Source organism: Pedobacter riviphilus, from assembly GCF_014692875.1.
GTDB classification, from domain to species: Bacteria; Bacteroidota; Bacteroidia; order Sphingobacteriales; family Sphingobacteriaceae; genus Pedobacter; species Pedobacter riviphilus.
This window is the reverse complement of sequence record NZ_CP061171.1, coordinates 2,703,409-2,718,939: the sequence shown is the minus strand read 5'-3', so window position 1 is coordinate 2,718,939 and position 15,531 is coordinate 2,703,409. Positions and strand designations below refer to the sequence as shown.

The window sequence follows — 15,531 nt, the reverse complement described above, 5'->3', positions numbered from 1 at the left end:
TTTCTCCCGCTGATCAAAATACTTAGAAATTAAACGTAGCCTTTAACATGGCCACCCTTCCTGGAATATAATATGTTCCAGTTGTAAGTGAGTTTGCCGAAAGATAAATTGCATCAAAGCTTTTAATATCGGTAAGGTTGGTGATCCCAAATTCAATATCGGTTTTCATTTTTAACCATTTATACCGCATGTTCACATCGGCAAAGAGGTATTTCAAATCGGGCTGCGATGATTGCTGGGTTAAAAGGTGTTCCGCAGATAGATTTATGTAAAGATTTTTAACTGTAGTAATGGCTAAAGCAGACTGTTGTCTCAATTGTTTAAAATTGGTCTTTACCCCATCTGCTACTAGGGCTTTATTATCGGTAATAGCAAAATTAGCTCCGTAAGACCAGTTAATGAAGTTGGTTAGCTTTGCTTCAATGCCAACTTTATAAGCCACTGTTTGCGTGTTAAATGGTAGAAGTGCATTATTCTGCAGCTGACTGTATTTGCTTTGTGCAAAATTTACACCAGCGTTTATTGTACTTTTTAAGCTAAACAGGTATTTGCTTGCATTTGCGGCTAAAGATAGGCTGCGGATATGGTTATTAAGTGGCAGTACAATCTTTTGCTGAATATTGTTGCTTAGGTTGTAGGCCGAAATGGTACTCAACTCTGTATCACTATAATTGGCCGTTAGGTTAGCAAACAGCATTTGCATGGCTTTTCTAAAATTAAAGCCTCCCCCAACATTATGCGATTTGGATTCAGCAATCGGTGCATCGTTCGAAAACAGCGAGCGGTAATTTTTTAAAATAGTACCACGGTAAATATCGTTAATACCCCCCAGGTCATTTTTGAAATTATAATTAGCCGTTACATAATTTTCGGTACTGGTTTGGTATTTTAAATTAAAAGCGGGATTTATAAATAGCCTGTTCAGGCTGTTATCCAGCTGGTTTAACGCATCACTGTAGTTGATCCGGTTGTAGCTTAACGGTAAGCTCAAACTTGCCTTTAGCTTATCAGTAGTGTACTCGTAGGTGGCCTCGGTATAGAGTTTGGTTTTTAGCCAGTCAAGATCATTTATCATATTGCCGGTAACCAGCTCTGTTTGCTGGTTGTTCTGTGTACGATAAAGTTCCGAATTAAGCTGTTGCTGCTGTATATTGAACCCCGCTTTATAAGTTTGAACGAAATTGTTTTTTACAAAGGCGAAAGATGCATAGTTGTTGGTGTACCAGGTTGGTATTTTAATGTATTGTGTTAAACCAAGATAACTGTTTCCGTTGTTTAGGATGTCGGCATTTAGTCCGGGTGTAATATTTAATGTTTCTGGTTGCGTAGTGCGGTTTAAAAAGGAGTAGAGGTTAATGACATCTTCCGATTTTAATTTTTTTCGGTAATTAAATTCGTTCGATAAATCGAAGGTCTCCTGTTTAAGTACCTGGTTGGCTGCTACATTGTTAATTACAAAACCCGATGTGGTTTTAAAAGGCGCATATTCCAATATCAGGTTGTTGTTCAGGTAATATTTATCGGCATTCCCATTTAAGTTAAACTGCGCCCTCAGCTTTTGCGGGTTAATGGTATTGTTCTGCGTTTCCGTGTAGCGGATGGTTTGACCGGGGAGATAAGTTTCCGAAAACTTATTGTATTCCTGATGTCGTTGATCATATAAATATGAAATATTGGCTCTTAGTTGCAGGTCGGTGTTAAATTTGTATAAATTGTTGAGATTAATCAACCCAGCTTTATTAAAAAGATACCTACTTTGCGGTAGCGAGGGTACCCCGGCAGCGCCTGTTGAAAGGAGTGCACTGGGTTTATCGTTATCCAGTTTTTTTAAATAATCAGAAAAATTGTGTGCAATAAGGTCGCCACCCGGATCGCTGCCAATGTTATTGCCTTTAATGTTGTTAATAAACTTTAGTTTTTTATTAAACAACATAGCTGTCAGGTTTTCGTCAAAGCGGTTGGGCATACCTGCGCCAACCGTAGCATCGCCCATTACTTTAAGCTTGGCTTCATCTTTTATCACCAGGTTTAGGGCAACATCATCACTCGTATTATTTTTGCGCATCATTTTAATGGGCTGATCGTTTTGGATTACCTGAACCTTATCAACCGCGCCATGGGGAATACTTTTGGTACCAATATTGTATTTATCGTCTAGCAAATTATCGCCATCCACATACAGGTTTGAAATCGATTTGCCGTTGTAGCTAATCTTGCCATCCTCAGCAAGCTCTACGCCGGGCATTTTTTTCAGCACATCGCCAATGCTTCTGTCTTGTTTGTCTGCAAAGTCAGATGTGCGGTAATTTAAAGTATCGCCCCGGGCTGTTAACGATGGCCGGTTTTTAACGTTAATTGTTTCCAGCGTGGTTTCGCTGAGTTGTAAAGTAAGTTCGTAACTTTTAGTGGCATCTGTTACCGTGGTAGTCAGCTTTTTATAGCCAATGCTCGATGCTTCAATTTTGTAACCTCCAATCTGGTCGTTTTTGAGCTCCATGCTAAAAGCACCGTTTTTGTTGCTGCGCGTAAAGCTAATGATGTTGCCTTCGGTATCTTTTAAAGTTACATTAACCGATTCTACACCTTTCCCACCGGTATCTTTTACTACACCTTTAAGTGGCTTTTGGGCAAAAACTGAAAAAGCTGCTAGTAAGAGCCAATGGGTTAAAGCGAGCTTTTTCATTTTTTGTCATTAATTTCTATCGGATTGTTAACTTCGGCTTTAACTGCAGTTGTTCCTGCAGGGCGGGGTGCCTGGTTGCTCCTGAACGAACCCTGCATGCCACTTGCTGCCATTTGTGCCTGCATAAAGCCCTGTGGGTCCTTATCACGCGCTGCTTTAAGTTTATCCAACTCTTTACGGGTAGTTTTTATGGCGTCCGTAGGTAACTTAATTTCGGCTCCAAGGTAGCTCGTGCTTACATCTATGCCCATAATTTTTACCGAACCCACTCCGCCATTTGGAGCCGCTATTTTAACGTCGCCATCAGAATTGGCGGCAGCATCTGCATCTTTTACATTTTCAAGCCCTGCAAATTCAAATTTCACTTCCTTTTTATCGTCATAAGCCTCTATAATTAAGCCGGGTAGGCCATTCAATTTCCACGGACCGCTTTGAAAAGGAATTTCGGTCGCAAACCAGGCTGTCCAATTGCGACCTTTAAAATGAGTAGTTGCTTTCTGGCAGGCAACCCCCGAAAAGCTCATCGTATCTTTCAAAATCTTCCAGTCAATTTGTGGAGCGGTTTCTTCAACAAGGTAATTGTTAAACAGACGCTCTTTGGTAATCATTTTATGTTCATTGGCAAAAAAGAAATAGTCTTCCTGGCTAAGCGGGGCTTTCATTTCGCTTTTTACTTCAATTTTTATGTTACCGTTGCCCGTTTGGTTTTTAATCTGCTCTTGTATCTGCTTTTGGGTATTTAATGCCTGGTTCAGCTTATCATAACTGGTGTACACAGAAGCATTTTTTCCGGTTACAAGCAACATATTCTCCTTACGGGGTTTATCTCTTTGCATTGTATCCGCAATGTGGGTAAAAGTATATCTTACTCTTGCCAGGGCCTTATCAGGACTTTGGGCTTTTGCCGAAATGGTTAAAGCTGTTGCTAAACAGATGGTTAGGGTTAGTTTCATGAGTTTTGTTTTTAATTATCTATTTAATTTTCGTAAATCTACGAAATATTCGTAATAAGAAAAACGCTTTAACATTTTTTAACGAAGCGAAGATGTAAAATGGATGATAGGCAATGAAGGGCGACATATTTTAGTCATGAAGATTCATAACACATAAGTTCTTTTCAGTTTGTCATTCTGAACGCCGTCGAAAGATCTACTTCGGAGCTTGAATAGCGCAGAGGCAAATGTTTTATGATTTGGAAATGAATGGCGATAAATCTATCGGTTGGTGTCTCACTAACCAGATCCCAGTGGTATGTTCTTATAATACTTAATTATTATTGGAAAGGAGCGGGTAGTGGTTCTTGGCAGGCTTCAGTCCCGCTTTGCGCTTTATCCCGATGAAAAAATCGGGATGTTCGCTGCAATCGGGTTTAGGAACAGCGGTTTTTGCGCCCTGCAACCTTAAAAATGGAAAGCTGATTTGGCCAATTAGCCCTCTGCCCGCTGCAGGCAGGCGGTTGAATTGTTACCCCCTGCAGCAACGAGGTAGCGGAGCGTATAAGCGGAAAAGGGAAGCGGAACTGAATGTTTTGCACTGGCATTGCGCTCCAAATAATGTTAGTGTTTTAGCTGCATTTAAGCAGCAGGTCAGTTTAAGAAATTTCTGAAAAGTATAATTTAAAATCGATCTTGAAATCCCAAAATCTTCCAAATCCTAATCTTGTGCGATTTTAGTTAAAAATATTTTCGATATGTGTTTGTGTGTTAATTGAATTTGTTCTATATTTGCACCTCGTTAAATAAAAATTAAAAAACTAATATTTAAACAATGTACGCAATAGTAAATATAGCAGGGCAGCAATTTAAAGTTGCTAAAGACCAGCACCTTTTTGTACACAGATTACAAGGAGATGAAGGCGCTAGTATTGAATTTGATAATGTATTGTTGGTTGATAACGGTGGTGCAATTACTGTAGGTGCTCCTGCAGTTAAAGGTGCTAAAGTTTCAGCTAAGATCGTATCTCATTTAAAAGGTGATAAAGTAATCGTTTTCCACAAAAAACGTAGAAAAGGTTACAAAAAGAAAAACGGTCACCGCCAGTTTTTCACTAAGATTCAGATCTCTGACATCACGTTATAATTAATTGTTAACCCAATAATCCGCTTTTTAGCGGGTTACAAAATATAAAATCATGGCACACAAAAAAGGAGCCGGTAGTTCGAAAAACGGACGTGAATCGCATAGTAAGCGTTTAGGTATTAAAGTTTTCGGTGGTCAGTTAGCTATCGCAGGAAACATTTTAGTACGTCAACGTGGTACAAAACACCATCCTGATAAAGGCGTAGGTATTGGTAAAGACCATACTTTATTCGCTTTAGTTGATGGTACGGTTGTTTTCAAAAAGAAACAAGATAACAAATCATACGTTTCTATTCTTCCTATCACTGATGCAGAGATCGAAGCAGCAGTAGCTAAAGCACCAGTTGCTAAAAAAGCGGTTGCTAAAAAAGAAGTTGTAGCTGAAGAAGCTGCTCCTGTAAAAAAAGCTCCAGCTAAAAAAGCAGCTAAAAAAGACGAAACTACTGAAGAAGCTGCATCTGCAGAATAATTGGTAACAAGTTATAAAAGGAAAGTCCCGATGTAAATCGGGACTTTTTTTGTTTTTATATGGTTCATTCGTTCACTGGTTCATTTGTCATTTGTAAATGGGTTAACTGTTTAAATTGGTTAATCGGTTAATTGACGCCAAACGCATTGCATTCAACTTTAGAACATCTACCAGCCCTTCGACTCCGCTCAGGGTGAACCTATTGAGGGGATGGGTTAATTAACCCCAACCGCAAAACGCTTAACTCCAAACTCAGCTAATGTTAAAGCCTGTTAAATAACAAAATTTAACAATTCATCGCGATACATTCGTAAATCATTATTTAATTATTTACGATGAATTTTAAAATACTTAGCTTATCTGTTTTTTCTGTTATGTTTGGTAGCTTTTCGGTAAAAGCACAGGATGTGGAAGAAAATATCCGCATGGTAAAGCCATTTAAGGCCGATGGTATATCGAACGAATGGAATGAGCCACTTAACCAATACAACGATGCCACCAAGTTGGCCTTTGCCCTGGCCAATGATGATAAAAACCTGTACATCATTATCGAATCGTTAGATCCTCAAACCACATTTAGTGTATTAAGAGGTGGCATTACCTTAAATATCAATACAGAAGGGAAGAAGAAAGATGGTATGAAACTAACTTTTCCCTTAATGGAGCGACCTCCAATGCCGAAAGAGGGAGAAGAGTACCATAATCGTACTCCTTTATTGCCAGATGGAGCAACACAAGGTCCTGTAGCGATGAACAAAGGCATTCGGGTTTCTGGCTTTAAAAATATTGCAGATGGTGAGTTACCAGCAATAAACCAGGATGGCATTGAAACCGGAATGAGCATTCATCCCAATAGAGATCTTATTTACGAATTAAGCATTCCATTAGCGCAATTACAGGTAGGATTAGACCTTAAAAAACCATTGGTTTACAATATTAAAATTAATGAGCCTAATAAATCTGGTTTTAAAAGAGAAGCCAGACCTGAAGGTGCAAGTGGTGGTAAAGGCAGATCGGGCGGTAGAGGTGGAATGGGAGGCGGAGGAATGGGTGGTGGCGGCCGTGGCGGTATAGGTGGTGGAAGAATGGGAGGTGGAGGCCAACGACCATCAGAAAGCGGCGAATCGGCAGCTAAGTCTTCTGATTTTTGGATCAAGTATAAATTAGTAAAAGCTTAACATACAGGAATTTTGAGTGTTTAAATGAAAACATTTCATCCTGAAGGGTAATTTATTATATAAAATCATTATAAATGACGGAGGCGTTTTTGCATTGATAGACTGCAAGAAATCGTCATTGCGAGAAGGTTTTTTCAGCCGAGGAAGCAATCTTTATGGCAAAGAACACCAGCATGAAAGATTGCTTCGTCGTTCCTCCTCTCAATGACGATCTTTTTTTGGAAGCTGTAATTGATAGCTTGTCGAAGGACAATCTTTTTGATTTAACGATAAAAGAGCTTCGACAGACTCAGACTGACCAGCAAAGAAATATAAAGTTGTTAACTTTCAGGCCCGTTTGGCTAAAAAAGTTGACAACTCTTTTTAATTAATACTCCCTTGCCATCAATTGCTCTGTAAGGGTTAAAAGATTTGCTTTCTTTTCATCGCTCACATTAATCTGATCAAATACAGCTAAAGCTTTGTTACGGTAGTAATTCATGCTCTCTTTAGCAATATCCTGTACATCCAAAGTATCATATACCTGGCGTACGGTATCTATTTTTTCCTGCGCATTAAATTCTTTGTATGAGGTCCATGTGGTTAGTGAAGTACGGATTTCACCTTCAGCTAATTCAAAAGCTTTTAACAGCAGAAAGGTTTTTTTATTGGCTATAATGTCGCCACCAACCTGTTTTCCGAATTTTTCAGGATCAGCATAAACATCTAATATATCATCATGCAATTGAAAGGCAATGCCTATATTTTCACCAAACTGATAGATTAAGTCGGCATCTTTTTCTGAGGCACCGGCAATAATGGCTCCGAGCTTTAGCGCGCCACCCAAAAGTACGGCAGTTTTTAATCTGATCATGTTGATGTATTCTTCAATACTCACATCATCACGACCTTCAAATTCCATATCTAACTGCTGACCTTCGCAAACGCCTTGAGCTGTTGCATTAAAGGTATTTAATACAGGGTCGAGAAAGGCTGGGTTAACTTTTGCAAGGCTTTTATTTGCTTCTACCATCATTACATCGCCACTTAAAATGGCAATATTGGTACTCCATTTTTCGTGTACAGTGGCTTTCCCTCTGCGGAGCGGTGCATTGTCCATAATATCATCATGAACGAGCGTGAAATTATGAAAAATCTCAATAGCCATAGCTGCATGGATCGATTCATTAGCATTTTCACCAAATAATTCGGTAGCCATTAAAACCAATAGGGGTCTTACCCGTTTTCCACCCAGATTAATGATATAAGTAATCGGATCGTAGAGCTGTTTAGGATGATCCGGAAACTTTAAATTTTGTATTGCAGTATCTAAAATTTGTTGTAATTCTTCTGTAGTATGCATTCTAATTATTGCGTAAACACTGTGTTTAAGGCACAATTTTAAATTTTTAATCTGGAATTAAGGTGAAATCGATCTGACGTTTAGAAAGATCTACTTTTTTCACCCTGATCATTACTTCATCACCAAGCTGATATTTTTTCTTTTTACGTTGGCCTACAATGCAGTAGTTTTTCTCATCAAGTACATAAAAATCATCTGATATGTCTCTTAAACGAATCATGCCTTCGCATTTGTTCTCTTCAATTTCTACGTACATGCCCCATTCTGTAACACCAGAAATAATACCTTTGTACGCTGTACCGATATTATTTTCCAAGTATTCGGCCTGTTTGTACTTAATAGAGGCACGTTCGGCATCAGCTGCTCTTTTCTCCATGGCTGAAGAATGTACGCAGGCTACTTCATAGGCTTCCATATCTGCTGATTTACCACCATCTAAGTAGCTTTGTAAAAGCCTGTGCGCCATTACATCAGGATAACGGCGGATGGGAGAGGTAAAGTGGGTATAGTATTCGAAAGCCAGACCATAATGACTGGTTTTCTTGGTAGAATAAATGGCCTTCGCCATTGATCTGATGGCCAATGAGGTTAAAATATTCTGTTCTTTCTTGCCTTCTACATCATTCATTAAGTTATTTAGCGATTTCGCAATTTCTTTATCCGATTTGGTGTTGATTTTATAACCAAAACGGGAAGCGAATGTAGCAAAGGTATTTAAGGTTTCCATATTTGGCGAATCGTGCACGCGGTAAACAAAGGTGAGTTTGTTTTTGCCTTTGCTTTTCTTTGCCACAAATTCTGCCACTTTCCGATTAGCCAAAAGCATGTAATCTTCAATCAGTTTATGGGCGTCTTTACGCTCTTTTACATAAACACCAATTGGTTTGCCCGCTTCATCTAATTTGAATTTAACTTCGGTACTTTCGAAACTGATGGCACCGTTTTTAAATTTACGGTCGCGAAGGATATAGGCCAGCTCATTCAATTTCAATATTTCTTGAGCGTAATCGCCGGCTTTATTCTCGATTACTTCCTGTGCTTCTTCATAGCTGAATCTTCTATCTGAGTGGATTACTGTTCTGCCGTACCATTCAGATTGGATATTGGCTTGTTCATCTAATTCAAAAACTGCCGCAAAACACAATTTATCTTCATGAGGACGTAATGAACATACACCATTACTCAAACGCTCTGGTAACATCGGAATTACGCGGTCTACCAAATAAACCGAAGTTGCACGGCTATAAGCTTCTTTATCGAGCTCAGTTCCCTGGATTACATAATGTGAAACATCGGCAATGTGGACACCAATTTCGTGGTTTCCATTTGGGAGTTTTTGATAAGAAATGGCATCATCGAAATCTTTCGCATCTGCCGGATCTATGGTAAAGGTTAATACGTTTCTAAAATCTTTTCTTTTGGCAATTTCTGCTGCGGAGATTTCTTCAGGAATGGCATTGGCTTCGCGCTCTACCTGAGGTGGAAATTCTAATGGAAAACCATATTGTGCTAAAATAGCATTCATTTCGGTGTTATTTTCACCTTGATTGCCGAGCACATGTTTAACAATACCGATCGGATTTTTGGCACTTTCCGGCCAATCTGATAGGGTTACCAATACACGCTGACCGTTTTTGGCCTCGTGGGTATCGGCCAGCGGTACAAAAATATCGTGCATCATTTTTTTATCATCTGCAATAACGAATGCAAAACGATCTGATATCTTGATTACACCTGTAAAATCTGATTTTGCTCTTTTAATGATTTCGACAACTTCACCATCGTTTTTACGACCGCTTTTTTTTGCGAAAACATAAGCTTTTACAGTATCGCCGTGTAATGCATTTTTGAGTTTTCGAGGAGCTACAAAAATATCCTTCTCAAATTCATCTTCCGGAACGATATATGCAGATCCATCGGCAGTCATATCAACCGTACCGATAATAAAGTTCTGCAGTTCTTTAAGTTTAAATTTACCTTTTTCTGGTTCTAAGAAAATTCCTGCACTTTTTCCTTCTTTTAAGATCTCGAGAATGGTTTCTCTTGATTCTTGATCGTTCAAATTTAATTTGGCCGAAACCTGCTTGTAATTAAGCAACTGATTATTGTTTTTTTCAAAAACATCACTAACCAATTGATTCAGAACCAATTTTATATTTGCCGATTTTTTCTTTGCCATATGCTAAACTGAATTTACCGAAGATACAGAAAAGATGGCTACAATGGATAAACAGCGGGATGAAAAGATAAAACTGCCCGAATAAAATTCTTTGTCTAAACACAAAGATGAGGTAACTCGATGTTTATTTTTTTACCGTCAGCGTAGGTCTTCCCCCAATCACAAAGCATCTTTAATATTGGAATTAATTCTAAACCTTTATTGGTAAGGATATATTCAATACCTTGAGGAATTGATCCAGGTATCTCTTTCTTAACTATGATTGCGTGGGTTTCCAGTTCTTTTAATTGCCTCCCCAATACTTGTTCCGAAATATTTATCAGTTCTTTTTTAAGGAGATGGAACCTATTATTTCCTTCGTAAATGGAATATACAATCTGCGATTTCCAGCGGCCTCCAATCATAGCAATGGCCGAGTTGAGTTCGCATACCTGAAATAGGAACTGCTGATTTAATACATTGGTTGAATTTTCTTTACGCATAACATAATTTATGGAAACTAACAATTTTGTTCGTTATTGTAAATCTAAAAATGCATGATGATTTTTGAATCAAATTTACAACTATGAAAAATTTGATTATCACAGCAATTACATTTTTAATGTTTTTTAATGCATTTGGCCATGAAGAATGGATTATAAATTCCAAATATCTCAAATCTCCAGGTAAAGTAATGGTATTTAAACCTCAAAATTACCTGAAATCTAAACATTATCCACTTGTTTATCTATTGCATGGCTACAGTGAAAATTATACCCAGTGGTCAAAAACAACAGATTTGCAAAGATTGGCTGATCAATATCAATTTATTATTGTCACGCCAGAAGGCTTTACTTCTTATTATATTAATAGCCATCAACCTGATGGAGATCAATATGAGAATTTTTTCTTCAAAGATTTGTTACCGAAGGTGCATCAATCATTAAGCATAGCTACTCAAAATATTTTTATAAGTGGTTTAAGTATGGGCGGCTATGGTGCTCTTCGCTATTTTATCCTTAATCATGGCTACTTCAACACTGCCGCATCTACCAGTGGCGCACTGGAAATCGATTTTAATGATCTGGAAAAAGCGAGCAAACAGTTTTGGCAATCGAGCAGAATGACAAATGATTTAATAAAAGTTTTTGGGCATCCTGAACAAAATGATTGGCATCAGTATAGCATTTCAAATTTGTTAATTAGAAATCAAAACTTTAATAAACCTTTCTTGATGGATTGTGGAACATCGGATATACTGTATCCTGCGAGTCTTACTGTTAAAGTATCAGCAGAAAAATTAGGTATTCCCATCAGCTTTATAAGCCAGCCAGGTGATCATAATACTGAATACTGGAAGAAAGCCATTGAATACCATTTCATTTATTTTAAACAGCATTTAAGATAACAGGCAAAATGATATCTTATTTAAGTTTAATGCAAAAGTATTTGATTTTTTGTCTGAGAGAAGTATATGATAAATGAATCAAACCATCATTACTTTGGATTATGGCGGGATAACTGTATTCACCTTGGTCGTGTTTTTCTAAAGTATAAATGTCCTGCCAGTTTTTACCATCGGTAGAAATAGCCAGTTTTAAGGTAGAACGCCCTTCCCACCAGTTTTTGCCTGCAGTTAATGGGTTGTAAATAAGCAACTGCCGGCCATCTTTTAAGGTTACGGCATCGCTGCCCGAATTTGGATTAGGCAATTGGGTAGCCTTAAGTTTTGACCAGGTTTCGCCATTATCTTCAGACCAGCTTTCTACAATCACATTCTGCCGGCTTCTGCATAATACCTGCAATTTCCCATTTGGATAACTCAGAATAGAAGGTTGGATTACTCCAAAAGTATCGCAATTAATATTAATCTTTTTCCAGTTTCTACCATTAGCATCTGATTTTTCAATATGGATTGCCCACGTTTTTTCATCTAAACTTTCTGTACTGGAGGGATATAGAATTGTTCCATTTGATAATTGGATAGGTTTGTTTTTAATTGGTCCTAAGAAATCTTTGGGCAATTCGTGTGCTTCCGACCATGTTTTGCCGTTGTTAATAGATGTTTTATATTCTGCCCACCAGGTTCTTGGATTTGCACCAACCTTATAATGTAAAAATAAAGTGCCGTTTTTTGCTTTAAACAGCACGGGATTCCAGCAAGCAAACCTACTGGTATCATTTATTATCCCATTTGCGATTTGGATCGGTTGACTCCATTGCGCTCCGGTTTTTACCGACGACCAGATAACTACATCTTTACTGCCTTCATGTTTACCGCCAAACCAGGCGGCCATTATTTTTCCTTTGCCTAAATCAACCAAAGTTGAGGCGTGACAGGCCTCGAATGGAGCCTTTTCAAAAATAGTAGTCGACTGAATGATTTCTACTTTTTGTGCACAAACATTTAAAGAAAGAAAAATCAGTGTAAAAGCAATTGAAAGATATTTAAGCATTTTTTATTATTAGTGTCCGGGTATAGCCTCGATCAGTTTTTGGGTATAAGCTGCTTTTGGTGAATAAAATATTTGCTCTGGAAAACCTTCTTCTTCGATTTTTCCTTTATTCATCACTAAAATACGGTCTGAAATGTGTTTTACAACAGCAAGATCGTGAGAAATGAATATATAAGTGAGCCCGAATTCGCGTTGGAGATCTTTGATGAGGTTTAAAACCTGCGCCTGCACCGAAACATCTAAAGCAGATACAGATTCATCGCAGATAATAAATTTAGGTTGCAAGGCTAAAGCCCTGGCAATAACCACACGCTGCCTTTGCCCACCGCTAAACTCATGCGGGTACCGGTTAAAATGCTCTTTTTTTAAACCAACTTTATCAAGCAATTCCAGTACCTTATTTTTGCGTTCGGCATCGTTGCTGTGTAGCTTATGCACCTGTAAAGGTTCTAAAATAGATTGTCCGATGCTCAACCGTGGGTTTAACGAAGCGTAAGGATCTTGAAAAATGATCTGGATGTCTTTCCTTAACTTCCTTAAGGCCGTTTTGTCGATATGTGTAATGTTTTTTCCATTAAAAATAATCTCTCCCGAAGTGGGTTGGATCAATCTTAAAATAGTCCGTCCTAAAGTGGTTTTACCACAACCCGATTCACCAACAAGACCTAAAGTTTCACCAGGGAAAACCTCAAAATTCAATTGATCAACGGCTTTAACATAATCGGTTGTTTTGCCGAAAAGCCCACTATGAATGGGATACCAGGTACATAGGTCTTTAATTTGAAGTAAAGGTTTCTGGACATAAAGTTTCTCTCTCCGCCCAACTATTTCGGCTGTTGTTAGCTGATTTGAAGCCTGTAAATGTGCTGAAGCATCATCAACTTTTCCAGATAGGAAATCGGCCACTATAGGTAATTTTTTTAATTGTAGACTAGGTGAGGGTCTACAGGCAAGTAAGCCCTTGGTATAAGGGTGTTGAGGGTTTTCGAAAATAGATTTTGCCGGTCCCTGTTCTACAATTTCGCCTCTGTACATTACGGCCAGATCATCGGCAATTTCATTTACCACACCTAAATCGTGCGAAATAAAAATCATAGCCATGTTGCGTTCTGTTTTCAATTTTAAAAGCAATTGTAAAATTGTTTTCTGAACAGTTACATCTAGTGCTGTGGTAGGTTCATCGGCTATTAATAATTTCGGATCACAGCTTAAAGCCATGGCAATCATTACCCTTTGCTTTTGTCCGCCCGATATTTGATGTGGGTAACTATCAAATATTTTTTCCGGTCGCGGTAATTGCACTTCGTTAAACAAAGCAATAGTATGTTTTTTAGCTTCTGCTTTATCTACCTTTCGATGCAGCATAATGGCCTCGGCCACTTGGTAGCCGCAGGTAAAAACGGGGTTGAGTGAAGTCATTGGCTCCTGAAAAATCATCGAGATCTGGTTTCCCCTGATCTGGCGGATTTCGTTCGAGCTGAGATTAAGCAGGCTAATATCTTCAAAATCTATCTCTCCGGTAATTTTTGCCATACGTTCATCATGCAAACGCATAATGGAAAAAGATGTAACCGATTTTCCAGAACCAGATTCGCCGACAATACCTAAAACAGTTCCCTTCTTTACATTAAAACTGATCTGTTTTACCGCTTTAAACCAGGTTTTTTCTTCCTGGTTATAGAAATCGATATTTAAATGCTCAACGTTTAACATTAGGTTACAATGGTAATGTTTTCTGCCGAAATTATATCCATTCCTTTAAATTTTAGTAATACCTGAGCGGTAGTAATTACATCTTTCTGGCAATAGGTCACAATTCTATCGAGATTTTTTTCTTCGTAATAAACTTGTCTCACCTGCGCGCCGTTGATATCATCTTTAGGAGTAGGAATATCTAAAATAGCAGCTAGCAGGTTTAAGGAAGTGAAATGTTTATAATCGCCGAATTTCCAGAGTTCCATCGTATCGATATGGTTTACTTCCCAGGGTTTTTTACCTGAAAGCTGCAGTTGAACCGGAATTTCTATGCCGTTAACCAATAACCGTCGGCATAAATAGGGGAAATCGAATTCTTTTCCATTGTGCGCACAGAACATTAAGGCGGGGGCTTGTTTGCTCAATAGAGCAGAAAATTTCAGTAGTATTTCTTTTTCATCGTCGCCAAAAATAGATTTAATGCGCAGTGAGCAGGATTTGCCCTGGACACTAAAAATCCCCATGCTGATGCAGATAATTTTACCAAATTCGGCCATAATACCTGCCTTTTCATAAAATTCTTCAGCTGTTTGGTCTGAATTTCTCTGATAATGTGTTTTTTGTTCCCAAAGTTCCTGGAAATGGGGAGGCACATCCTGAAAAGACTGATATTGAGGCACAGTTTCGATATCGATAACCATTACCTGGTTGAGATCTAGCGTTTTTAACATATAAACAGTTTTAAAATATCAATTTACAGTTTTCTGTTCATAATAGTTATAGCCGTCATTAATTATTTTTATTGGTTTTCTTGTGGTCAGATGACTCCTTATAAATATTAATTAGGTTTGCACAGCTTTATATTAAGGCCGATTTCTGGATCCAAACCTAGCAGGTTGACCATTATTTCTGTCGCTGGAGGTTAATTATTTGGTCATAAACATTTTTTACATCCTCAATAAACTCAAGGCGTGCCGGCTGTTTTAGACCCGGCCATTCTATTCCTTGCATCATTACATTTCTAAAATCAGCAGGTCCTAATGTAATTGTTCCACTATTATCAGATTTTTGATTAATTGTTATGTCAGACAAAGTTTTGATATTTATTGACTTGATTTCCTTGCTGAATATTCCGCTACTAATAATAATTCTGTCTGAAGTAATTCCATAAACGGTATTTGCCCGCTTTTTTGCATCGACAAAAAATCTTCCTAAAGTGATATATAGTCCCATTAAAACAAATGGAATACCCCAAAGCTTAAAGAAAAAGGGGGCATCAGTTATAATCACACTTGTTTCCCAAAATACTGCAAAACCAGCCCAAAGAAAACTAAAGGGAATTAAGAATGTATCTGTTGTTCTAAATAAAATTCCTGTCTTAGGTCTTCCTGCCCAGATCAATTTTTCGTCTGTGTTTAAACTAGGTTTTAGTTCATTTTCGATCTCGTAGTTTATCATTTATTTTATTTGA

13 protein-coding genes are annotated in these 15,531 nt (G+C 38.1%); 4 read left to right on the top strand and 9 right to left on the bottom strand.

Translation table 11 applies throughout. The annotated features are described in order from the left end of the window. Positions 1 to 22: 22 nt before the first annotated feature. Positions 23 to 2,683: a TonB-dependent receptor gene (locus tag H9N25_RS11100; protein WP_190328942.1), complete on the bottom strand. Its 2,661-nt coding sequence runs from the start codon at positions 2,681 to 2,683 to the stop codon at positions 23 to 25. Then, a complete protein-coding gene (locus H9N25_RS11095) occupies positions 2,680 to 3,636 on the bottom strand; it encodes a GLPGLI family protein (RefSeq protein WP_190328941.1) in 957 nt (318 codons plus the stop codon). The genes H9N25_RS11100 and H9N25_RS11095 overlap by 4 nt, the downstream gene beginning before the upstream one ends. Before the next feature lie 814 nt (positions 3,637 to 4,450). On the opposite strand from H9N25_RS11095, the gene rplU reads away from it, so the two are divergent. The 3 genes from rplU to H9N25_RS11080 all read left to right on the top strand — a co-directional run bounded on the left by rplU (position 4,451) and on the right by H9N25_RS11080 (position 6,409). Beyond that, positions 4,451 to 4,762, top strand: coding sequence for a 50S ribosomal protein L21 (gene rplU / locus H9N25_RS11090; RefSeq protein WP_039476071.1), 312 nt, complete (start codon positions 4,451 to 4,453; stop codon positions 4,760 to 4,762). Between the two features lie 52 nt (positions 4,763 to 4,814). Further along, a complete protein-coding gene (gene rpmA, locus H9N25_RS11085) occupies positions 4,815 to 5,231 on the top strand; it encodes a 50S ribosomal protein L27 (RefSeq protein WP_167294835.1) in 417 nt (138 codons plus the stop codon). Between the two features lie 335 nt (positions 5,232 to 5,566). Continuing rightward, a complete protein-coding gene (locus H9N25_RS11080; protein WP_190328940.1) occupies positions 5,567 to 6,409 on the top strand; it encodes a hypothetical protein in 843 nt (280 codons plus the stop codon). Between the two features lie 367 nt (positions 6,410 to 6,776). Here the strand turns inward: H9N25_RS11080 and H9N25_RS11075 are convergent, their stop codons facing one another. From H9N25_RS11075 to H9N25_RS11065, 3 genes are all read right to left on the bottom strand, one after another. Continuing rightward, entirely contained in the window at positions 6,777 to 7,751 is a 975-nt protein-coding gene (locus H9N25_RS11075; protein WP_190328939.1) for a polyprenyl synthetase family protein, read from the bottom strand. A 46-nt stretch (positions 7,752 to 7,797) separates the two neighbouring features. Continuing rightward, positions 7,798 to 9,930 carry a ribonuclease R gene (gene rnr, locus H9N25_RS11070; RefSeq protein ID WP_190328938.1) on the bottom strand — a complete coding sequence of 711 codons (2,133 nt, stop codon included), beginning with the start codon at positions 9,928 to 9,930 and terminating at the stop codon, positions 7,798 to 7,800. 95 nt (positions 9,931 to 10,025) lie between these two features. Further along, entirely contained in the window at positions 10,026 to 10,412 is a 387-nt protein-coding gene (locus H9N25_RS11065; protein WP_167294832.1) for a winged helix-turn-helix transcriptional regulator, read from the bottom strand. Between the two features lie 83 nt (positions 10,413 to 10,495). Here H9N25_RS11065 and H9N25_RS11060 point away from each other — a divergent pair, with 83 nt between their 5' ends. Beyond that, on the top strand, positions 10,496 to 11,317 hold the full coding sequence (locus H9N25_RS11060; protein WP_223833717.1) for an alpha/beta hydrolase: 822 nt from the start codon (positions 10,496 to 10,498) through the stop codon (positions 11,315 to 11,317). Between the two features lie 16 nt (positions 11,318 to 11,333). On the opposite strand, the gene H9N25_RS11055 is transcribed toward H9N25_RS11060, so the two are convergent. From H9N25_RS11055 to H9N25_RS11040, 4 genes are all read right to left on the bottom strand, one after another. Beyond that, positions 11,334 to 12,365 carry a sialidase family protein gene (locus tag H9N25_RS11055; RefSeq protein WP_190328937.1) on the bottom strand — a complete coding sequence of 344 codons (1,032 nt, stop codon included), beginning with the start codon at positions 12,363 to 12,365 and terminating at the stop codon, positions 11,334 to 11,336. A 9-nt stretch (positions 12,366 to 12,374) separates the two neighbouring features. Further along, positions 12,375 to 14,078: an ABC transporter ATP-binding protein gene (locus H9N25_RS11050; protein WP_190328936.1), complete on the bottom strand. Its 1,704-nt coding sequence runs from the start codon at positions 14,076 to 14,078 to the stop codon at positions 12,375 to 12,377. Further along, positions 14,078 to 14,791, bottom strand: coding sequence for a 3'-5' exonuclease (locus H9N25_RS11045; RefSeq protein ID WP_190328935.1), 714 nt, complete (start codon positions 14,789 to 14,791; stop codon positions 14,078 to 14,080). Before H9N25_RS11045 ends, H9N25_RS11050 begins: the two co-directional genes overlap by 1 nt. Positions 14,792 to 14,963: 172 nt before the next feature. Beyond that, positions 14,964 to 15,518 carry a PH domain-containing protein gene (locus H9N25_RS11040; RefSeq protein WP_190328934.1) on the bottom strand — a complete coding sequence of 185 codons (555 nt, stop codon included), beginning with the start codon at positions 15,516 to 15,518 and terminating at the stop codon, positions 14,964 to 14,966. Between the last annotated feature and the right edge of the window lie 13 nt (positions 15,519 to 15,531).